At 43.8% G+C, this 21,539-nt stretch carries 13 protein-coding genes; 9 read left to right on the top strand and 4 right to left on the bottom strand.

The genetic code is table 11. The features are described from left to right. The first annotated feature begins 273 nt into the window (after nucleotides 1-273). The 6 genes from BLU80_RS07815 to BLU80_RS07840 all read left to right on the top strand — a co-directional run bounded on the left by BLU80_RS07815 (nucleotide 274) and on the right by BLU80_RS07840 (nucleotide 9,551). On the top strand, nucleotides 274-2,709 hold the full coding sequence (locus BLU80_RS07815) for a TonB-dependent receptor (RefSeq protein ID WP_091396176.1): 2,436 nt from the start codon (nucleotides 274-276) through the stop codon (nucleotides 2,707-2,709). A gap of 83 nt (nucleotides 2,710-2,792) precedes the next feature. After that, a complete protein-coding gene (locus BLU80_RS07820; RefSeq protein ID WP_091396181.1) occupies nucleotides 2,793-4,058 on the top strand; it encodes a DUF4374 domain-containing protein in 1,266 nt (421 codons plus the stop codon). A 71-nt stretch (nucleotides 4,059-4,129) separates the two neighbouring features. Continuing rightward, nucleotides 4,130-5,719 carry an ankyrin repeat domain-containing protein gene (locus tag BLU80_RS07825; protein WP_091396185.1) on the top strand — a complete coding sequence of 530 codons (1,590 nt, stop codon included), beginning with the start codon at nucleotides 4,130-4,132 and terminating at the stop codon, nucleotides 5,717-5,719. A 12-nt stretch (nucleotides 5,720-5,731) separates the two neighbouring features. Beyond that, a complete protein-coding gene (locus BLU80_RS07830) occupies nucleotides 5,732-6,220 on the top strand; it encodes a DUF2271 domain-containing protein (protein ID WP_091396188.1) in 489 nt (162 codons plus the stop codon). Between the two features lie 18 nt (nucleotides 6,221-6,238). Continuing rightward, nucleotides 6,239-8,488 (top strand): PepSY domain-containing protein, encoded by a 2,250-nt coding sequence (locus tag BLU80_RS07835; RefSeq protein WP_091396192.1) that lies wholly within the window; start codon nucleotides 6,239-6,241, stop codon nucleotides 8,486-8,488. Nucleotides 8,489-8,525: 37 nt separating this feature from the next. After that, nucleotides 8,526-9,551: an FAD:protein FMN transferase gene (locus BLU80_RS07840; protein ID WP_211481790.1), complete on the top strand. Its 1,026-nt coding sequence runs from the start codon at nucleotides 8,526-8,528 to the stop codon at nucleotides 9,549-9,551. 327 nt (nucleotides 9,552-9,878) lie between these two features. Here BLU80_RS07840 and rmuC read toward each other — a convergent pair whose 3' ends face one another. Then, a complete protein-coding gene (gene rmuC, locus BLU80_RS07845) occupies nucleotides 9,879-11,414 on the bottom strand; it encodes a DNA recombination protein RmuC (RefSeq protein WP_091396196.1) in 1,536 nt (511 codons plus the stop codon). A 258-nt stretch (nucleotides 11,415-11,672) separates the two neighbouring features. Between rmuC and lipB the strand changes: the two genes are divergently transcribed. From lipB to BLU80_RS07860, 3 genes are all read left to right on the top strand, one after another. Then, the gene (gene lipB, locus BLU80_RS07850; protein WP_091396198.1) at nucleotides 11,673-12,362 is read left to right on the top strand and encodes a lipoyl(octanoyl) transferase LipB; all 690 of its coding nucleotides are present in this window, start codon (nucleotides 11,673-11,675) and stop codon (nucleotides 12,360-12,362) included. 177 nt (nucleotides 12,363-12,539) lie between these two features. Then, the gene (locus BLU80_RS07855; RefSeq protein WP_091396202.1) at nucleotides 12,540-15,179 is read left to right on the top strand and encodes a TonB-dependent receptor; all 2,640 of its coding nucleotides are present in this window, start codon (nucleotides 12,540-12,542) and stop codon (nucleotides 15,177-15,179) included. Between the two features lie 303 nt (nucleotides 15,180-15,482). Then, a complete protein-coding gene (locus BLU80_RS07860; RefSeq protein WP_091396205.1) occupies nucleotides 15,483-18,542 on the top strand; it encodes a beta-L-arabinofuranosidase domain-containing protein in 3,060 nt (1,019 codons plus the stop codon). Between the two features lie 40 nt (nucleotides 18,543-18,582). Here the strand turns inward: BLU80_RS07860 and BLU80_RS07865 are convergent, their stop codons facing one another. From BLU80_RS07865 to proC, 3 genes are all read right to left on the bottom strand, one after another. Continuing rightward, on the bottom strand, nucleotides 18,583-19,719 hold the full coding sequence (locus tag BLU80_RS07865; RefSeq protein ID WP_091396208.1) for a sialidase family protein: 1,137 nt from the start codon (nucleotides 19,717-19,719) through the stop codon (nucleotides 18,583-18,585). A 133-nt stretch (nucleotides 19,720-19,852) separates the two neighbouring features. After that, a complete protein-coding gene (locus BLU80_RS07870) occupies nucleotides 19,853-20,677 on the bottom strand; it encodes a 5'-nucleotidase, lipoprotein e(P4) family (RefSeq protein WP_091396211.1) in 825 nt (274 codons plus the stop codon). 60 nt (nucleotides 20,678-20,737) lie between these two features. Next, a complete protein-coding gene (gene proC, locus BLU80_RS07875; protein WP_091396214.1) occupies nucleotides 20,738-21,535 on the bottom strand; it encodes a pyrroline-5-carboxylate reductase in 798 nt (265 codons plus the stop codon). Nucleotides 21,536-21,539: the final 4 nt, after the last annotated feature.

Consider the following 21,539-nt stretch of genomic DNA (forward strand, 5'->3'; position numbering starts at 1 on the left):
TAAATGCTGATTAAAACTAAGCGTTTAATAATCAAGAATATCGATAGATTTTGATAGTTTGTCGATTAGTCCCAAAATCAACAATCAATTTCCGCATTTCGAAAACGATACGGCCTGAGGCTAATATACTTTCGCGCAGAATTTAAAATTGATAACCATTCAAGGAGTTAAATCGTGCTTAAAAAGAATCTTTTTTACCATTTCTTACCTGTATTACTTTGTTTACTTATATGTACGCTTGGGTCCATCAATTTTTCAGGTTTTGGGCAGCGGATGAATGCAAAGGACTCCAGGGTGTCGGTTATTCAGGGAAAAATTTTAGACAGTGAAGATCGTCCGGTTTCTGGGGTGGATGTTTTTATTGGAGGAAGTGGTAAAAAAGCAGAGAGCGATAGCATGGGGTGTTTCAGTGTGCACTTTCACAATAGCCCGAAACCGAAGCGTGACGGTATGATGGATAAAAAAGACAAATCTGAAATTGTCCTGATTTTCAGTAAAATAGGCTATGGTGATATAAAAAGAAAAATTGAACTTCCTATTGATAAGGAACAAGTTTTATCCATCCGGATGACTGAAGGGAAAACCCGACAGTTAGATGATGTTGCCGTAAATAGTAAATCTGCTATCCAGACGGTGAGAGAGTCTCCATTTAATGTGGTAGCGCTGAATGCCACTTCAAAATATAACTCTACGATGGATCTCGGGCATCTGCTGGGAAAAGCCTCAGGGGTGAAATTAAGAGAAGCCGGAGGGCTGGGATCGGAACTGAACGTTTCCATTAATGGATTTACTGGCAGAAATATCAAAGTTTTTATTGATGGTGTAGCTATGCAAGGAAATTCTTCTTCTTTTCAACTGAATAATATTCCAGTATCTTTTGCAGAAAGAATAGAAGTCTACAAAGGGGTCGTTCCAATAGAATTTGGTTCTGATGCGATCGGGGGCGCCATTAATATTGTAACGAACAGAACCACCAATACCTTTTTGGATGCTTCCTATTCATATGGCTCCTTTAATACACATAAAACCAATGTTATTTTTGGACACACCACACCCAAAGGTTTTTCTTTTCAGGTAAACGCCTATCAGAATTATTCTGATAATAGTTATAAAATAAAAAGCCGTCTGATGACTGCGGGCGGTAATATCGGACGAGATACTTTATGGTTTAAACGCTTCCATGGAGCCTATCATAATGAAGGGATGGTGGCCAAATTAGGGTGGGTAGGCAAAAAATGGGCAGACCGTCTCTTTTTCGGTGCTACTGTAAGCCAGGATTACCGGGAAATTCAAAATGCGCCAGGTGATATAGAACTCGTTTACGGGGATGTCCTGGCTAAGTCCAAGGGGATACAGCCCAATGTAGAATATTATAAAAGGGATTTGATTGTCAAAGGATTAACGGTTAGGTTTTCCGGCAATTATAATTTTACCAATAATCATACGGTGGATACCTCCAGTTATAAATATAACTGGCTTGGACAGAGAGTGATGGCCATGAGTAAAGGGGAAAGAGGAATTGATGGGCTGGCCGATTATGATAACAATAACTATGCGACGTCCTTGAATCTTAGTTACCGGATCAATAAGGTTCACTCCTTTACGGTAAATGATGCCCAGACAGGATATGCAAGAAAAATAGAATCAGATCTGCCTGAGGAGCAGCTGAGTGAATTTGAGAAAATGCGCAGAAAAAGTCTTAAGAACGTTTTAGGCCTGGCTTATCGATTTAGACCCAATAATAATTGGAATACCAACCTATTTGTGAAAAATTATTATCAAAAGGTCGATGGCCCTTATAATAAAGGTGACGAGGCGCATCCTGATTATGCGCTCCGGTCAGAAAGTGGTAATACAACAGGTTATGGTTTTGCGGCTACTTATTTTTTTAAGGATCTGCAGTTTAAAGCATCTTTGGAAAAAGCCTATAGGTTACCTTCTGATAAGGAGCTTTTCGGAGATGAAACAGAAGAAGCAGGTAATGCGGACCTAAAACCGGAGCAATCTTTAAATTATAATTTAGGTATAACCCTAAATAAGCAGCTACCAGGTAAAGACGTGCTATACGTGGACGTCAGTGGCTATTACCGCGATACTAAGGATTATATCCAAAGAATTATCCTTCCGAGATCCGAAGTTTACTCTGCAGTAAATTTCGGAAATACCAGAAATCTTGGAGTAGATATCGAGGCACGTTATTATTACAAGGATAAAGCCATGATCGGGGGCACTTTTACGACCATGGACCTGTATAATAATGAACCCAACAGAGACGCCTTAGGAGATGTCACAAGTGCAACCTATAAGGATCATATGCCAAATGTTCCTTATAGGTTCGGTAATCTGGATGCCGCTTATTATTGGCATGGGCTGGGAGGAAAAGGCAATGTATTAAATATTGAATATAGTCTTAATTATGTAGGGAAATTTTATTTGAACTGGGAAAGCCTTGGAAATGCCTCCAGTAAATTAGTAATGCCAACCCAGATCTCTCATGACCTGAGTATTACCTATACCATGCACCAGGGTAAATACAATCTTACTTTAGAAGCGCAAAATCTTACGGGAGCAGAACTATCAGATAATTTTGGTATACTAAAACCCGGGCGAGCCATTTATGGAAAATTCAGGGTTTATTTAATGTCAAGGAAAAAACAACAGGACGATAGCCCCGTCAGCAGACACAGGCATGGCCGTTCCAGGGAATGAAGAAATTAAAAATCCTGAAAACTAACCTAAAAATCGGATCAAATTTTTCAAATCTATAATCGTAAAAATTAAAAATTAATAAAATGAAACATTTCTCCTCGAAGTTAATGGGTTACTGTGCGGCCGTGATTTTAATGGCAGGCTACAGCAGTTGTAGCAAAAGTGATGTTAGCGGAAGCGATTCCACGACTCCGGAAACAGAATCCAGTAGTAAATATTTTGTGGCAGCTACCATTGACGGGTTTACTTATGTAATGGCTGTCAATGATTTATCTAAAGATACCACTATTACGACCCAATATCCGGGAACCATTGAGCATGAAGGTACATATACTCAATGGGGGTATAATGGAACAACCGCGTTATTTGCGATCGAATACAGACAGGGCAATCCGGCTCCTGGCTCCGTATTTCAGTTAAGTGCAGCAGGTGCATTAACTCAGACCAATGATTTTATTCTGGATAAGGGCTTCAATACAATTGGATCCTTTAGTCATTACCTTGTAGCAGCGGCCAATAATGAAACCCTTACTTCGCCATATGCTGATAAAACAGGCTCGGTATTTTATGCCTTTGATCTGGATAATGATAATTTAATCACTCCTTATCAAGTTTTAGCTGAGAACTTTATTGGAGACCAGACCGCGAATTTTGTAGGAGTCGCTGACGCCGGAAGTGATAACTTTTTCACATCCGTTATGCTGACGGCCACGACAGATGAGCATCCCGTAAATTTGGATAGTATTTACGTCGCAAGAATAGGGGCTGATATGCAGGTACAGCAAATTTATAAAGACGATCGCCTTAGCTACTCTGGAGGGAAATTCAAATCAGCCAGATATGGACAACTGGCCAACGATGGAGACGGCAATACTTATGTTTTCTCAACTGGTTATGATGAAACCACTAAGAAGTCTGGTGCGCTGCGTATTAATAAAGGAGCAGATAGCTTTGATCAGGACTATTATTTTGATATTGAGTCCGCAACAGGTGGCTATAAATTGCGCAAAGTCTGGAATATTAAAGGCGATTATTTCTTGTTAGAACTCTATAATGAAACCGACGGAGTAACGTCTAATACCAGCGCTACTCACTATGCAATAGCGAATATGCAGGCTAAAACAGCCACTTTGATTACAACAGGTTTCCCAAGTATCGATAACATTACGGCTACAGGTTGGCCCTTTACGGCAGATGGGAAAGCCTATATCCCGGTTGTGACTACCAGCGGTTATCCAACTGTATATGTGGTAGATCCTGCTACTGCAGTAGCGACAAAGGGTATTTCGATTTCTGATGTAACTGCAATACCTGGTTTGGGTAAATTGACCGCTCAATCCGGCCTTTAATAAATAAAACAGGCTTGGTAAGACAACGGTCTTACCAAGCTTATAATCATCGTTTAAAATTTATTATTTAAATGAAAAAAATATTCATACTGGCAGCAGCCTTATATGCTGGTCAGCTTTTTGCCCAGGATGCAAAACTAATGGATCGCTCTTTTTGGAGTACCAGTCCGAACCTAGAGACTATTCAGCAAGAATTTACGGCTGAGCATTTCAATTTTGCCGATATTAAAACCGGGGAAGATCCGTTGAATCTGGCTATCAATAATAATGCCGATGGGGCAATTATTAAATATCTGGCTACCAGGCCAAGTGTCGACTTACAAAGAGGGATTCATGAGGGTAGAACCTATTTACATTCTGCTGCCTCAAAGGGGAATGCGGAAGCTGTAGATATTCTTCTGAAGCAAGGTGCTGATATGTATTATGAGGATGTGCATAATCAGACTGCTTTAACCTTCGCTGCCTTTATGGGTAAAATAAATCTGCCTGTATTAGAAGCTTTTGTCTCAAACGGACTGGATATTCAGAAAAAATATGAAAATAAGTCTGATGCCAATATTTTATTGTTGGCTGCTTCAGCTGACAGTGGTCTTTTGATGACAAATTATCTGGTTAGTAAAGGTGTCTCACTGCAATCTACGGATAATGAAGGAAATACAGTAGCTGATTATGGCGCTAAGTTGGGGAATGTGGCTGTTGTTAAAGCACTTATTAAAAAAGGAAGCAAAATTGATAATAATGCCTTATTTATGGCAGCCCAGGGTCCTTTCAGGAGTGCGAATACCATTGAGATTTATAGATATCTGGTAGAGGATGTGAAACTGGATCCCAAAGCAGTTAATGGCAAAGGTCAGAATATATTACATCAAATAGTCACTAAACAGAATCAGGAAGAGATTATTAAGTATTTTGTTAATAAAGGAGCAGATATTAATCTGGCTGACAGGGAAGGTACAACTCCGTTTATGGGCGCAGCCGCTATCAAAGATGCTAAAACGCTTTCTTTCCTACTAACTAAAGTAAAGGATATTAATGCGGCGAGTAAGGAAGGAAAAACTGCGCTGATGAATGCTGTTCAAAACGGCAATGCTGCAGGTGTGGAACTTCTTTTAAAGGGGGGAGCGAAGATAGACGTTGTTGACAAACAAGGAAATCCGCTAGGATATTATTTGATCGAGTCTATTAAAAAGCCAAGAGGTAATAAAGGAATGCCACAGATGGCATCTCAAAATGGAAAACCGAATGCCGGATTTGCCGGTAGAGGGAATGCCGGATTTGGTGCAGGTCAAAATGGGAAGGCTGTAAACCCAATAGCAGATTTTAAAGGGAAATTGAACTTACTGAAAGCTGCCGGCCTTGACTTTACACTACCGCTAAAAGAAGGTGGAACGCTTTATCATTTGGCCATAGAAAAAAATAATTTGGAATTGTTAAAGGCTATGCAAGGTTTGGGTATTGATGTAAATGCTAAAAATAATGAAGGTTTAACGCCGCTGCATCAAGCGGCGATGCATGTGAGTAGCCCGGATATATTAGAATATTTATTGTCGGTGGGAGCAGATAAGCGCATTCTTACAGGTTTTGATGAGTCTGCTTATGATCTTGCAAGTGAGAACGAGCAGTTAAAGGCAAACGGAGCTTCTTTGGAATTCTTACAATAAAAAATAGGTAAAATGAAACATCAAATAAAGCTTCTTCTACTAATGATGGTTTTTCTGGCTGGCGTAAAGAAAAATGCGCAGGCACAGGGTCCCGTAAAATATAAATGCATGGTTCAGATGAATAATTATTTAGGACCTGCTGCTTATATCGCGGTGTATTTAGTGGATAAGGATAATGTATACCAAAAGACGCTCTATGTCATAGGAGAAGATGCCAAGTGGTATCCTGATCTTAAAAAATGGCATAAGGCGTTTAATAATAAAAAAACAAATATCAGTGCGATAACAGGCGCCTCTATTTCAGGTGGAGATAGAAGTGTGGTCACGTTGGATGTGGATCCTTCTAAATTCGGGACCGGTTATAAAATTGTTTTTGAAAGCGCAGTTGAGGGAAAGGACTATCATCAGATTGATGCGGAAGTGGCTTTGACGCCAGAAGGATTGGCTGCAAAAACAGAAGGTAAAGGGTATATCCGTTATGTTCGGTTCAGCACAAAATAGGATTAAATCAACATCAGCATGATTGTATCAATTTGGAGAAATAGCCATCTTGCATTGGCTATTTCTTCTTTTTTAGTTTTGTTAGTGGCCTGTGTAACGGGTATATGCCTGGCCTTTGAGCCGGTTATTCAAAAGACGGCCGGCTTTAAAAGTGCGGCACTAGATACGTTGAATGTAGGCCAGGTTATAGGCGTGGTAAAATCAACCTATCCCGATGCAACTGCAATTGAACTAGATGATAATGGTTTTGTTAGTGTACGCTACACGAACCCCCGGCAAAAGGAGGTTCATGATTATATAAATCCGGTGGATGGAAAAGTGCTCGGCCCGGTGCATACGCAGTCTCCATTTTTTCAATGGATGACAGCTGCCCACAGATCCTTGTTTTTACATGAAACCGGTAGGGTGATTGTGGGTATTACCGCTTTTTTATTATTAATGATCGCTCTGTCAGGCATTGCATTAATTATTAAAAGGCAAAACGGATTCATGCGTTTTTTTGCAAGGATGGAAAAAAAGACAGGTGCGGCATATTATCATGCGACCTTCGGTCGGCTTTGTCTTATTTTTATTCTGTTTATAGCTATATCCGGAACTTATCTGGCTGTTTACAGATATCAGTCCCCCCAGCCCAAAGCCACACAGCATATTGATGAAAATAAACTGACGGAGGACCCCGTTTTAAATACAGCGGAATTTTCGGTTTTTCGTAAACAACCTTTCAGGAATGTAAAGCTTTTGCAGTTTCCTTTTTCTGATTTCCCGGAAGATTATTATTACCTGCAGTTAAAGGATAGGGAGCTTTGCGTCAATCAGTTCAATGGAGTAGTCCTTTCGGAGGTTTATTATTCCACCGCCTATCAGTTGCAAGTGCTTAGTTTGAGATGGCATACAGGCAGGAATTCAATTATCTGGGCCATTCTATTAGCGATTAGTTCCGGATACATCCTGTTTTTTATTTATTCAGGTTTTCGAATCACGCTAAATAGAAGGCAGGGGCGGTTAAAAAATAAATGGAGAGCAAATCAAGCTGACATCATAATCCTTGTGGGCTCAGAAAACGGTTCCACCTTTAGGTTTGGGAAGATGGTATATCAGCAATTAATAAGGCAAAATCAAAAAGTTTATATCACGAATTTATCTCAATATCAAAGGTTTGATCAGGCGAAGCATTTGCTGATTATGACAAGCACCTATGGTCAAGGAGTAGCTCCTTCAAATGCGGTTAAATTTATAGATAGGCTGAAAGACCCGAAATTACAGCCGTCGCAAAAAGTCTTTTGTTCGGTGGTGGGATTTGGATCCAGGGCCTATCCGGATTATTGTAAATATGGGTCAGATCTCCATGAACTGCTTTTGGGTGCTGCGTGGAGCGAGCATCTACTGCCTTTTATGACGGTCAATGATGTCTCACTTCAGGACTTTGAAGAGTGGTTGAGGGCCTGGTCAGAAAAAGCAGGTATTTTAATCGAGTTGGATAAGAATGCCTTTAAAACCCAATCCGTTAATCTAAATGAATTTAAAGTACTGGACAATTCCGGGTTGAATACGGAACAGAACTTTACCATGCAGCTATGTCCGGCAAAAAATAATTTTAATAAAAAGCACATTCAATCAGGTGATTTACTAATTGTTTATCCTAAAGGCGACCATAGAGAGCGGCTGTACTCAATAGGCCTTGTCGGAGAGAAGATTGTTTTGTCTGTTAAATTAATGCCTGGAGGATTGGGTTCAGGATATTTATATGCGCACCAAAAGGGAGACATAATAAAGGCAAAGGTGCTGAAAAACAGCCATTTTCATTTTCCAAACAAGGCGAAGCGACTCATTATGATTTCTAATGGTACAGGAATCGCTCCTTTTTTAGGCCATATTTATGAAAATAAGCGGGGGATTCCAATTACGCTGTTTTGTGGTTTCAGGACCTGGGATACCTTTAATTTATATAAAGATACAGTGGAGGAAGCCATAACCCAAGGACGTTTGGAGAATTATTGTGTTGCGCTTTCCAGAGAGAGACAGCAGGTGAGGGATTTTATAAATGAAAATAATAAAATAGGACTTCAAAAATATGTCAGCCATCTGCTGGTGGATAGTGGCGCGGAACTGATTGAAGGCATCAGGCAAAATGCTGTTATTATGATTTGCGGTTCACTAGCCATGCAAAAAGACGTATTGCAGATTATTGATACCTTATGTTTGAATAATCATTTACCTGACTGCCAGTCGCTCATTGATAGCGGTCAAATTCTCTCTGATTGTTATTAAAAGAATCCTATTTAAAAGCTGGATCAAGTAATATAAAATGAAAAATAAGGCTCACCATAAAGGTCGTATGACTCGTCTGGTTTTCGTTATGGCCATACTTATTACAGGTCTGCCGCCGGTTATTTCGGGGCAGGCCAATAGTTCTTCATTGGCTGTCAAGCGGACCGCTACTTTAATGGGCAGTAAATTTGATATTACCATAGTTGCCAAAGATTCTATTACTGCACAGAGACTGATAGATAGTGCCATTGAAGAAATCTCCAGAATTGAATCTTTAATTTCTGAGTGGAAATCAAATTCCGAAGTCTCGATGGTGAATAGAAATGCAGGTATTAAACCTGTTAAAGTAAGTAAAGAATTATTTGACTTAACCAAAAGAGCGTTGAATTATTCCCTTATGAGTCGAGGTGCTTTTGATATAAGTTTTGCCTCACTAAATAAAGTCTGGCGGTTTGACGGTTCTATTACCACTATTCCCTCCAAAGAAGAGGTATTGAAATCAATTGAAAAAGTAGGTTTTCAACATATTATTTTAGACTCCCTTGAATCCACTATTTATTTACAGTTATCGGGCATGAAAATAGGATTTGGCTCCATCGGAAAAGGGTACGCTGCCGATAAAGCCATGGAGCTAATGCGCAAAAAAGGAGTCAAGGCAGGTATTATCAATGCCGCCGGAGATATGCAGACCTGGGGTGTACAACCTAACGGGAAGCAATGGACGGTTGGGCTGACAAATCCATTTAAGAAAAGGAAAACTATAAAAAAACTTAATTTAAGTGATATGGCTATCACCACATCCGGAAGCTATGAACATTTTATTGAGCTAAATGGTGTCCGCTACAGCCATATAATTAATCCTGTAACCGGATATCCGGTTACAGGATTGGCTAGTGTTACTATATTAGGACCAAATGCGGAGATATGTAATGCTATTAGTACTTCAGTTATGGTGATGGGTTTAAAACAAGGTTTGTCATTGATCGGACAATTTCCGGGATATCAGTATATAATCATTACAGATAAAGGGAAGATGTATAAAAACAAAGGACAGCACTTTTAGGCATTGTATTTTTAAGGTTGTATGTATGTCATATGACCTGTATGTTTTAGCAAAAACTATTCATCCTGTGCCATTACGGCAAGTACTTTAATAAAAGGCCAGTAACCTATTAACTGTATATAATTTACAGGGGATACTGAGTTTGATGTGTTTTGTGCCATTTTTATATCGTTTTCCAAAAGGTCAACTCGCTTACCAATTGGTGATTTTGAGACGTAGACCGGAAGTTTCCAAATTCTAAGCATCTAACCAAGATACAAGTGAAATATGATATCGACATCCACTTATCCTATTGATAGAGTTATGCTGATTAAATTTTAGTTGTTATCAATTTGGAAGAGATTCGGAAGCGGCGGACTGCTGCTCCTTTTCAGAAACCTCCATTTCACCTGTACCATCTATAAGTTCTTTGGAGAATGTTCTGGAGGATTTAAGGCCCATGGATTTTAATTTAACAGCCTGATCCACTAAGTTACCTTTGCCTGTCATCATCTGCCCCATGGCTTTTTGGTAGGTAGACTGGGCCTTGCCTAATTGATCCCCCACTGCTTCCATTGACTGGCTGAACCCAACCAGTTTTTCATAGATGCGTTCCCCTTGCTTTACAATTTCCAGGGCATGCTGACTCTGCATTTCTCTTTTCCAGAGGTCATCCATCAGTTTCAGACAAGCGATCAGATTCGTTGGACTGATCAGCAGAATCCTTTTACTATAGGCATGTGCCCAGAGCGCAGGGTCTTCATGGATGCCGAGTAAATATGCCGGCTCAATGGGTACGAATAGCATGGTAAAATCAAGGGCCTCTTCGATCTGGTCATAGTTTTTGCCATGCAGCTGATCTATGTGCTGATACATGGATTGCAAGTGCTCTTTGAGTGCCAGTTCTTGCTGCTGCTTTGTCTCAGCGGCAACGTATCTGTCATAAGCCAGTAAAGAAACCTTAGAGTCTACGATTATGGTTCTGGAACCCGGAAGTTTAATGAGTACATCGGGCCTTAACTGTTTACCTACAGCATCTCTGATGGTATTTTGTAAGAAGTATTGCCGGTCTCTTACCAGACCGGACTGTTCGAGAATGCTTTCAAGGATCATCTCGCCCCAGTTACCTTGCTTTTTTACTTGTCCTTTTAGTGCCGTGGCCAGATTGTTAGCCTGTTCACTTACCTGATTGGTCTGTTTGATTAATTCAGATATTTTCGTCTCCAGCTGAGTCCTGTCTTTAATGTCCTGCAAATGCGTATCCTGAATGGCTTTTTTAAAGCCGGCGATATTTTCGGTTAAAGGCTGCAAAATAGCGTCCAGGTTGGTTTTATTGGCCTCGGTAAATTGCTGGGTGCGGTCCTTTAATATATCGGTGGCTATTTTTTCAAATTCCAGATGGGCCTTTTCATGGAGTTGCTCAATTTGCGCTTGTTGTTTGCGCTCATTTTCCAGCAAGCTTCGGTTCTGAGCCATTAAATCGGCTTTTTCCGTGCGTAGTTCCATCAGGGCATCTTGCAGACGACTGACCTGCTGACTTTTGTAGTCCGCGTCTGTAGATAACTCCTGATGGCGCAGTTCACCGGCTTCCAGTCTGGCCCTTAAAGAGGCCAGCGTTTGGTGGAGATTTTTATTTTCTTCACGCAGTTCATGATAGCGCGCCTCACCTTCCTTTTCTTTTTGCGTTAAAGCCTGGATCTGCAGTTGCGCCTGGATCAATTTCTCTTTTTCAACAGCCAGGGTCTGCGCTGCCAGTTGACGCTCCTGCGTTTCCCTTTGGTAGGCAGCCTTAGCTACCCAGCTGCTTCGCATCCATAAAAACAGGATAATGCCACCCAGGATAAGACCTGCCATAAAGACGATTCCAATGATGAAGGTTTCCATAATCAATGCTATAATTTATACTAAGTAAAGGTAATAAATTTAGGATTGATGCGACATGTTTTTTGTTGTGCCCTGCATTGAACGGGGCAAAAGAATCAACAACAGGGTTAAGGCAGTGGCCAAATATCCGCATTGTAGTCTGTAAGTTATTGGTTACCATTTGATTTTTTGCATATAATCCGCTTTTTAACCCGGTGGAATGGTCAGCGTCTGGACTTAAACAATCCGATTTATGTTTAATTGCTTTAATTTTGGAGGATGAAACATGTTGTTTTTAAGGATTTAGGCAGGATGTCCTATAAGGATGCCTGGGATTTTCAAGAGGCGAAACTGCTCGAGAAAACCACCCTCAAAAGAGAAGGGCAGGCAGATAAAATCCAAAATGAACTCTTTTTTGTAGAGCATAACCCTGTTTATACCTTAGGAAAAAGCGGTCATGAAGAAAATGTACTCATCTCAAAAGAAAACCTGGAAAAAAGAGGGATAGAATATTTTCATATCAACCGGGGAGGAGATATCACCTATCACGGACCCGGACAGATTGTGGGGTATCCCATCATCGACCTGGAGCAGTTCAAAACAGATCTGGGCTGGTATTTACGCTCTTTGGAGGAGGTGATGATCTTAACCCTGGCCGATTATGGATTAAAAGGAGACAGAAGCCCGGGAGAGACAGGTGTCTGGCTGGATCCGGACAAAAAAGGCTTTGAAAGAAAAATCTGTGCCATGGGTATCCGCTGCAGCCGCTGGGTTACCATGCATGGCTTCGCCTTTAATGTCAATACGGATATGCATTATTTTGATTTTATAATTCCCTGTGGTATCCAGGGTAAGAGAGCAACGTCTCTTCAACAGGAACTCGGCCATCCTGTGGATATGGAGGAAGTGAAATCCCGGATGAAAAAACATTTTGCGGAGGTCTTCCAGGCGGAATTAGCAGAACTTTAAGGGTTGATATTTGTTACAGTGTTGCAATTTGTGTCATTTTGCAAAATGCAATGACGTTGCAATTGCGTTAATACGGTGTCATTGTAGCAATTAAACAATTCAGTCAACGCCCGGTAATGAAGTGGCAAAGGCCGAAAATCAGGGTCTCCTCCATTACCCGGAAATAAATAAAACACAATGCAGTATAGAACGGCAAAGTATCCTTTATCCCTTTCCTTTTCTCCTTCTTCTTTTTTTTCTGTTACTATCTTCCTGGTCCTGTTGTTGGTGCTGGGCAGCACGGGGCAGCTGAATGCTAAAACACCCAAAAGCCTGCTAGGCACTGATTCAGTGAGCGGTCATGCTTTTACTGCATCATCTGGAGAGGATGTCTTTACGGAAGGAACGCTGGAAGGCGTTATTACGGATAAAAAGACCGGAGCGCCTATTTCAGGAGCCTCTATATTCATTCCGGATTTAAAAATAGGCGCCGTAACGGACAGCGCCGGTCATTATGCTTTTAAGCATCTGCCCAAAGGCATCTATCTGGTACATATAACCGCTATCGGCTATGGCGCGGTCAACCAAAAACTGAATTTCGATCATCCCCAGCATCTGAATGTGACCATGCAGGAGTCCTGGGTAGAAGCCGACCAGGTCATCGTAACCGGGCTTTCTAAGGCTACTACCTTAAAAAGAGATCCTGTGCCGATGGTGGCCGTCAGTAAGACTTATATGGATATCCATGCGGCTTCCGGTAACGTCATTGCTGAACTGGCTAGTGTGCCTGGCGTAAGCGCCGTCACAACAGGCCCTAATGTGGCCAAGCCCTTCATCAGAGGACTGGGTTATAACAGGGTGGTGACCGCAGAGAATGGCATCCGGCTGGAAGGACAGCAGTGGGGTGATGAACATGGCATCGAAGTCGATCAGAATGCCATCAATAACGCAGAAATTATTAAAGGACCGGCCAGTTTAAGTTTTGGGCCGGATGCCATAGGCGGCGTCGTGAATCTGATCACCGCACCTACGGTGCCGGAAGGTTCTATTAAAGGCTCTGTCACCGGCCTTTATGGAACCAATAATGGGCTTGTGAATGGCTCTGTCGCTTTACAGGGCAATCAGGGCGGCTTTGTCTGGGGCGCGGTGGCCTCTGCTAAAAATGCCAAGAACTATCAAAATCAGCATGACGGCCGGGTGTATGGTACTAATTTTAAAGAAAGGGATGCCCGTTTTATGGTAGGTCTGAATAAAAAATGGGGTTATAGTTATCTGCACGCTTCCCTTTTCGATGATGAGCAGGCGATTCCTGACGGTAGCAGGGATTCAGCCACCAGGGCTTTTACCAGACAGATAACTGAAGCGGATGAGCAAAGGCAGATTGTTCCGGCCTCCGTTTTAAATAGCTATGATATCCCTACGCTGCACCAAAGAGTACAACTTTACCGCATTTACAATACCAGTAATATTAAATTAGGGGGTGGTAACCTCCTATTGAATCTGGGCTATCAGTATAGCCACCGCAGAGAATTTACCCATCCTGAAAAACCGGAACTTCCTGGTTTAAACCTGGAGCTACAGACATATACCTATGACGCCAAATATAATTTTGTGATGGGCACCGGCTATGAAGCTACCGTGGGTATCAACGGCATGTATCAGGATAACGGCTTTGGGGAAGGTACGGATTTTCCGATTCCGGCCTATCATCAGTTTGATTTCGGGCCATTTTTTGTAATAAAAAGAACGTTTAATAAACTGGATCTTTCTGCGGGTGCCAGATATGATACGCGGTCCTTTAAAGGGAAGGCGGCTTATATAGATAATACAGATGAGACCTATCCCAGACTCTATACCGGGGCTGATCCTTTAAACCAGCCCGGTGTTGAGCAGCAGTTCCAGGCCATGAAGCGAAATTTCAATGGTCCTTCCGGCAGCCTGGGTGCTACTTATAATTTCTCCAATAGCTTCCTTTTAAAAGGTAATATTTCTACGGGTTTCAGATCTCCCAGCATAGCGGAACTCTCTGCCAACGGGGCAGATCCCGGCAGTCAGATTTACCATGTAGGCAATCAGGATTTTAAACCGGAATACAGTGTACAAGGTGATCTGGGTGCCTTTTTAACCCAGCCTAAATGGACGGCCAGCGCTGAGCTTTTCGTCAATCATATTGAAAACTATATTTACCAGCAACAGCTTTTGGATGCCACCGGGCAGCCCGAAAGAGTGGACGCCGGCGGCAACAGCGATCCTAATGGTCAGTATAGCAAGTTTGGCTATGTACAAAGTAAAGCAAGGATCATGGGGGGAGAATTTAATATCGATATTCATCCCTTTAAATGGCTGCATTTTGCCAACTCCATGACACTTACCTATGGTACCAACCTGGGCACCGGAACCCCGGTAGCTGACAGTTTAAAATACCTGCCATTTATTCCGCCCATGCACACCCATTCTGAACTGAGAGGGGAGTGGCAGGAAGGTTTTGGCCCCTTTAAAAATCTCTATGCCTTCTGCGGTTTTGATCATTATAATCAGCAGGATCGTTTTTTTGCCGCCTATGGAACGGAGACTTATACTGCCGGTTATAACCTCCTGGGTGCTGGCATCGGAGCAAAGGTTGCCTCTGCCAAAGGCAGGGAGCTGTTCTCTTTATATATCGAAGGCACTAACCTGTTGGATAAGAGCTACCAATCGAATATGAGCCGGTTAAAATATTTCGATAACCCGAATGTACCGGAAGGTGTCCAGCCCGGTATTTTTAATATGGGCAGAAATATCAGTTTCAAAGTCGTTGTTCCGCTGTCCTTTAAAACGCTGACAAAAGTTGCCGGTTAAATAGCGGCAACGGGTTTAAAATCATCTCTTTAGCGGATGAAAATTGTCGGATTAACTGTGGCCGGCCAGTCCCTTCTCTCAAAAAGGTATTTTTGGAGAAGGGATTTGTCTTTTTAGAAGCAAAGTAAGGGTAAGGACCCCGATTGCCGGGCAGAAGGCCGTATAAGTGTTACAGATACAATCAATTAATGCTGCACAGTTAATTTTAACGCTATGAAGGTTAATTTACGGGCATATAAGCTCGGTCAATCTGCTTAATTTTAGCCTGTTTTAAGGGAAAACCTGACGATAAATTTATTGGATATGAAAGCAAGCAGCGCTTTACACCTGAGCATGGTATTTTTGATGTTATGGCTTTTTGCCAGTCCTGCCCTTGCGCAGAACGGGGATCAGATTCTGGATGGGATAGGGGAGACGGGTCTTGTGGCCCGGTATATCTTTAAAGGAGATATCAAGGACTGGTCTCGCAATAATCTGCATGCCACGTATAAAAACGGGGCCGCGTCCTTTGTCAAAGATAAACAGTTCGGTGAGGTCGTGATGCTGCCCGGACAAAAGAACGCTTCTATCAGTTTGCCTGAGGGCACTTTGTCTGATATGGAATCCATCAGTATTTCCTGTTGGGTATATCTGCCTGCCGGCAAGGGTGGGGGCTATTTATTTGATTTTGGAACAGATAGCAATCGGCATTTTTATCTGAGCATGGATAAGGCCGGATGGACCAGCGGCTTAAAATCGGGTCGCTATAAAGTAAGCGTGGAAAATAATCAGGCCCTGGAGCCCGGTCACTGGCAGCACCTGGTGGTGGTAGCAGATATGGCCGCAAAATCTTTCCAGGCTTATCTCAACGGAGAACCGGCCGGACATCCGGGGCAGCTTTCAGGGGATCTGACCGGTTTTCTGGATAATCTTTCAGGTGATGCAAGGCTGCATATTGGCAGTTCCATTAATCAGGATAATAGCCCGCTCGCCGCGCGCCTGCATGATTTTAGAATCTACCGCATTGCGCTGACCAGTCAGCAGGTGGGCGCTATCTATACGGGGGCGCTTAACGGGGAGCATCAGAGCAGGGTCAATCAGCATAAAATGGAAGATGATCTGCCAAGATTTGCAAAGGGTCAGCCTGAGCTCTATAATCAGTATCTGACGGGGGTGGAGGACGTGTCGGTCACTACCCAGGCAGGCGATCTGCCCAGGTTGCCAAGTTATGTGAAAGGTACCTACCGTAAAGATATAGAAGGCCCCTTGGTGCGCGTCATCTGGCCCACGCCTACAGATAATAGTCAGGCGGCAAAAGCAGGGACCTATACCCTAACCGGTCAGGTGCCGGGAACGGAGCTGCACCCTAAAGCGCATATCCATGTCGTTGACAGCAAAGCTATACCTGCCCCTGCGTTAAGTCTCGTTCCCTTCGGGCTTGATAAGGTAAGGCTCGATGCAGACAGAAACGGACATCCGACAAAGTTTATAGAGAACCGAGATAAATTTATTACGGTTCTTGCAAAGACAGACCCTAATTCTTTTTTGTATATGTTCCGTCATGCCTTCGGGCGTCCGCAGCCTGCCGGCGCAGAGCCGCTGGGGGTATGGGATAGTAAAGACTGTAAACTCAGAGGTCATGCTACGGGGCATTATTTATCGGCCCTGGCACAGGCCTACGCCTCAACCGGGTATGATCCGGCACTGCAGGCAATATTTCGCCAGAAAATGACCTATATGGTAGAGGTGCTGGACACCCTGGCCGGACTATCCGGCAGGCCTGTTAAGGCAGGGAGTGCCTATCAGGCCGATCCGGTACTGGTACCTGTTGGACCCGGTAAATCTGATTATAATTCAGATTTAAGTGATACCGGCATCCGTCACGATTACTGGAACTGGGGGGTAGGCTTTATCAGTGCTTATCCGCCCGATCAGTTTATCATGCTGGAAAAAGGCGCTAAATACGGTACCCAGCCGGATCAGATCTGGGCGCCTTACTATACCTTACACAAAATACTGGCCGGTCTTTTAGAGGTCTATAAAGTAACCGGTAATAAAAAAGCGTTGCATATCGCCAAGGCAATGGGTGACTGGGTCTATGACCGGTTAAGTAAACTGCCGCAGCAGACACTGATTAAAATGTGGAATACATATATTGCCGGTGAATACGGTGGGATGAATGACGTGATGGCCGGTTTATATGAAGTAACCGGGGAGAAAAAGTATTTAAAAACAGCGCAGCTTTTCGATAATATCCGTGTTTTCTATGGGGACAGTACCCATAGCGGAGGGCTGGCTAAAAATGTGGATTTATTCAGGGGGCTGCATGCCAATCAGCATATCCCGCAGATTGTAGGCAGCATAGAAACCTACCGGGCTACCGGTGATCCGGATTATTATAAAATCGCAGATAATTTCTGGTATAAAGCGGTCAATGATTATATGTACAGCATCGGCGGGGTGGCCGGCGCACGCAATCCGGCCAACGCGGAATGCTTTATCAGCCAGCCTTCGACCCTTTATGAAAACGGATTTTCTGCCGGTGGTCAGAATGAAACCTGTGCTACCTATAATATGCTGAAATTAACAGATGACCTTTTCATGTTCGGGCAGGATGCGGCGCTGATGGATTATTATGAAAGAGCACTCTATAATGATATCCTGGCATCAGTGGCGGAAAACAGCCCGGCCAATACCTACCATATACCGCTAAGGCCGGCTTCCCGTAAGCAGTTTGGTAATGCGGACATGACTGGGTTTACCTGTTGCAATGGAACGGCGCTTGAGAGCAGTACCAAACTGCAAAACTCCATTTATTTTAAGGGTAAGGACAACCAGTCGCTGTATGTGAATTTATATATTCCTTCCACCCTGGACTGGGCAGATAAGCAGATCAAGGTAGTGCAATCCACCAGTTTTCCTTATGAGGATCAAACAGATCTGACCATACAGGGAAAAGGCAACTTTGATTTATATGTCCGGGTACCCGGATGGGCCAAAAAAGGCTTCACTATTAAAATCAACGGGAAAGTGCAACAGCTCAAGGCGACCCCAGGCACTTATGTCAAACTGAGCAGATCCTGGAAGGATGGCGATAGAGTCACCCTGATCATGCCTTTTCAGTTTCACCTGGATCCAGTGATGGATCAGCCCAATATTGCCAGTTTGTTTTATGGCCCTGTTTTACTGGCCGCACAGGAGACGGAGCCCAGAACCCAGTGGCGTGATATTACCCTGGACCCGGATGATCTGGGTAAAGACATCAAAGGCGATCCCCGCAAACTAAGATTTGAAATCGGCGGTGTTCAGTTTAAACCGTTTTATGACAGTTATGAAAGGTATTCCGTTTATCTGAATGTGCACCTGCAACCTAAGGCGCAATAAGGGTAATAGGCGGCGCTGGTAAAGTGCAGATCAGCGCAGATCAGCGCCGCTTTACCAGCTCTATTAGTTTAATATTCTGACGGTCATAGGTATAACTGATAAAGACATGGCCATTCGGGGCCTGGATAACGGCGGGATAACTGTATTCTCCTTTGTCATGTGCTTCCAGCATCAGTATATCCTGCCAGTTAATACCATCCATTGAAATGGCGACATTTAAATGAGCCCTCCCGTCCCACCAGTTTTTACCGCTGCCGGCAGGGTTATAGACCAGCAGCTGGGTGCCGTCTTTTAAGGTGACGGCGTCAATGCCTGAGTTCGGATTACGTAGCGCCGTTTTCTCAAGTTTTGACCAGTGCAGGGCATCCCCGGACCAGGACTGAAGGATATAATTCTGATTGCTTCTAAGCAGTGCCTGATAGCGCTTACCATGATCATAGCTGAGTATCGTTGGTTGAATAACACCCCAGGAGTTGGCGCTGTCGATAGGGTAGGAAGACCAGCTGTGCTCGCCGTCTTTTGTGATTTCTACTGCCGCATACCATTTACCATTTTCCTGTTCCACGCTACTGGGGCAAAGCAGCACGCTTCCAGGACCTGGAACCGGTTTGTTTTTGATAGGACCTAATATGCCTGCAGGAAGCGCCTGCGCGTGGCTCCAGTCTTGCCCGTTGTTGCGGGATATTTTATAGTATCCTTTCCAGGTCCTGGGGCTGCTGCCTTTTTTGTAATATAACAGAATGCTGCCGTCTTTACGGGTATATAGCACCGGGTTCCATAAAGGTACCCGGGCCCCGCCCGAAGTGGAGGCGTCCGGATCGCCAGTGGCAACCTGAACAGGCCCTGTATAAACCCCTGGGCCTGACCGGCTGGTCACCCAAATACCCACATCCTCTGCCCCCTCATGGCTGCCCCCGAAGCAGGCGATAAGCAGCCTGCCGTCAGCGGTCATGGTAAGCGTGGACGCATGGCAACTGGCAAAAGGCGCGTGATTAAAAACAAGACTGCTGTCCAGAATCTGCCAGGTGGCTTTCGTCTTTTCGTGTAGTAAGACGTCTGTCTGCTGCGCTTTTAGAGGCGCTACCAGGCTCAGTCCGAGTCCGAGCGTGACTCCGAGTCCGAGTGCCGTGGTAAGCCGTAAAATACTTATAGGATTGCTTTTATGGGAGGGTGTCATTGCGGCCTGGTTTTAAAAAGTGTTGTATGAAGGTAGATTCAGCAGACTAAAGGTAATATAATAGAAAAACAGAGCGGACATGAAAGGTGCTATACCGGTCAGTTCGCTCTGTTTTTTCAAAATCCTTAATGGGTTAATAGCCTGCGCCATCCTTTTGAAAGGCTGCTGCTTTTTGCTCCGGACTTAAATGTTTGTATTGGTAAATGGCATTTTCCCAGTCTCCGTAATTGGGGTTGGGCAGCACGATAAACCGCTTGCCGAAGAGTTCTTTGTTATTTAGCACGGCAGCAGCACGGGCAGCCTCACTGGGGTGGTTGTCAAATAAAGCGGAGAAGTCCGTCAGGTTATCACCAAGCAGCAGGGCGATGGTGTAATTTTGGGCAATACTGTCTCTGCGCGCCTGCTTGCTGGAACTGCCGCTCATCGTCAAAAGATGTGCAGCATCTGCATTTGGGAAGTTGAACTTTTGCAGGTTTTTAAGGGTGGCTGCCCTTGCCGCCTGATCCCTGTTGGTGACGTAAAAAATCGTGACTCCCTGGCTTGCTGCCTGATAAAAAAAATGCCAGGCGCCCGGGATGGTGTCGGCCGAAGCTTTACTGACCCATTCATTCCAGCTGGCCGGATCAAAATCCTTGCCCTGCAAGGCCTGATGGATGGCGTAAGGACTATTGTCTAAAAAGGTTTCATCAATATCGGTGACAATAGCCAGTGGCCGGGCAGGCTTCTGAGTCGTCAGTATCTCTTGCAGCCTGAGATCAGCCAGCTGATAAGCCTGCAAGCTTAAGGCTTTATATTCTGCGGACTTCTGCATCCATACTGCGGTAAATAATTTAGCGTCACTGATGCTATGCGCTGTGCTGCCGGTAGCCTGCACGCCATCATTTTTAATGGTGATACAGCCGTATCCTGCCCCTAGCAGTAAACTTAAAAATATAGCGGATCGTTTTATTCTTTTCATGATCATCTGCTTTAGTCAATCCTTCACCATTGCCTGCATGCTCAGAGCAGGTCAGGCTGATTACATTTTATCTACAATTTTCTTATAGCTGGTCGTAATACCCCGGATAATAGAAGAACTCAGGCCTCTGTGCTCCATTTCGTTGAGCCCTGCGATGGTGCAGCCTTTAGGGGTGGTTACCTTGTCAATTTCCTGCTCCGGATGCGTATGATGCTGCAGTAATAAGTCTGCGGCCCCTTTGACCGTCTGAGCGGCGATGACGGCGGCTACTTTGGCATTAAACCCGATCTCTACACCGCCCTGGATATTGGCCCTGATATAGCGCATGGCAAAGGCCGTTCCACAGGCACCCAGTACCGTTGCTGCATCCATTAGTTTTTCATCTATTTCTACGGTTTTACCCAGCTGGTTAAATAAATCTGTTACAAATTTTTGCTGTACATTGGATACCTTATGCATACAGGTACAGGTCATGCTCTCCTGAATGGCGATGGCCGTATTGGGCATGGCCCTTACGATGGGGAGTTTATCTGCCGTCAGTTCCACTAGGTCCTGAATCCAGATGCCGGTTACCACGCTGATCAGGGTGTGACGGCTGCCATCCAAAACCGGGCTGATTTCCTGAATGATTTCGCTGACCTGGAAAGGCTTAATAGCCAGGATAATATAATCGGCGCTGGCTACGGCCTTTTGGTTATCATTTAATACATGGACGCCTTTTTCTTTTAATCCATCTAAAAGTGCGGTGTTCCTTCTGGTGACATATAAATTCTCAGCCGTGATAAAACCGCTGTTCAGTAATCCTTCTGCGATGGCGGATCCAAGGTTGCCGCCACCGATAATCGCAATACTAGACATGAAA

The organism is Arachidicoccus rhizosphaerae, from assembly GCF_900107765.1.
In the GTDB taxonomy this organism is placed as follows: domain Bacteria; phylum Bacteroidota; class Bacteroidia; order Chitinophagales; family Chitinophagaceae; genus Arachidicoccus; species Arachidicoccus rhizosphaerae.

Excerpts from the sequence above, each read along its gene's own strand:
- BLU80_RS07840 (WP_211481790.1), top strand. The coding sequence starts at position 8,526 with ATGAAAAATAAGGCTCACCATAAAGGTCGTATGACTCGTCTGGTTTTC.
- BLU80_RS07815 (WP_091396176.1), top strand. The coding sequence starts at position 274 with ATGAATGCAAAGGACTCCAGGGTGTCGGTTATTCAGGGAAAAATTTTA.
- BLU80_RS07860 (WP_091396205.1), top strand. The coding sequence starts at position 15,483 with ATGAAAGCAAGCAGCGCTTTACACCTGAGCATGGTATTTTTGATGTTA.
- lipB (WP_091396198.1), top strand. The coding sequence starts at position 11,673 with ATGAAACATGTTGTTTTTAAGGATTTAGGCAGGATGTCCTATAAGGAT.
- BLU80_RS07825 (WP_091396185.1), top strand. The coding sequence starts at position 4,130 with ATGAAAAAAATATTCATACTGGCAGCAGCCTTATATGCTGGTCAGCTT.
- BLU80_RS07830 (WP_091396188.1), top strand. The coding sequence starts at position 5,732 with ATGAAACATCAAATAAAGCTTCTTCTACTAATGATGGTTTTTCTGGCT.
- proC (WP_091396214.1), bottom strand. The coding sequence starts at position 21,535 with ATGTCTAGTATTGCGATTATCGGTGGCGGCAACCTTGGATCCGCCATC.
- BLU80_RS07855 (WP_091396202.1), top strand. The coding sequence starts at position 12,540 with ATGCAGTATAGAACGGCAAAGTATCCTTTATCCCTTTCCTTTTCTCCT.
- rmuC (WP_091396196.1), bottom strand. The coding sequence starts at position 11,414 with ATGGAAACCTTCATCATTGGAATCGTCTTTATGGCAGGTCTTATCCTG.
- BLU80_RS07865 (WP_091396208.1), bottom strand. The coding sequence starts at position 19,719 with ATGACACCCTCCCATAAAAGCAATCCTATAAGTATTTTACGGCTTACC.
- BLU80_RS07870 (WP_091396211.1), bottom strand. The coding sequence starts at position 20,677 with ATGAAAAGAATAAAACGATCCGCTATATTTTTAAGTTTACTGCTAGGG.
- BLU80_RS07820 (WP_091396181.1), top strand. The coding sequence starts at position 2,793 with ATGAAACATTTCTCCTCGAAGTTAATGGGTTACTGTGCGGCCGTGATT.
- BLU80_RS07835 (WP_091396192.1), top strand. The coding sequence starts at position 6,239 with ATGATTGTATCAATTTGGAGAAATAGCCATCTTGCATTGGCTATTTCT.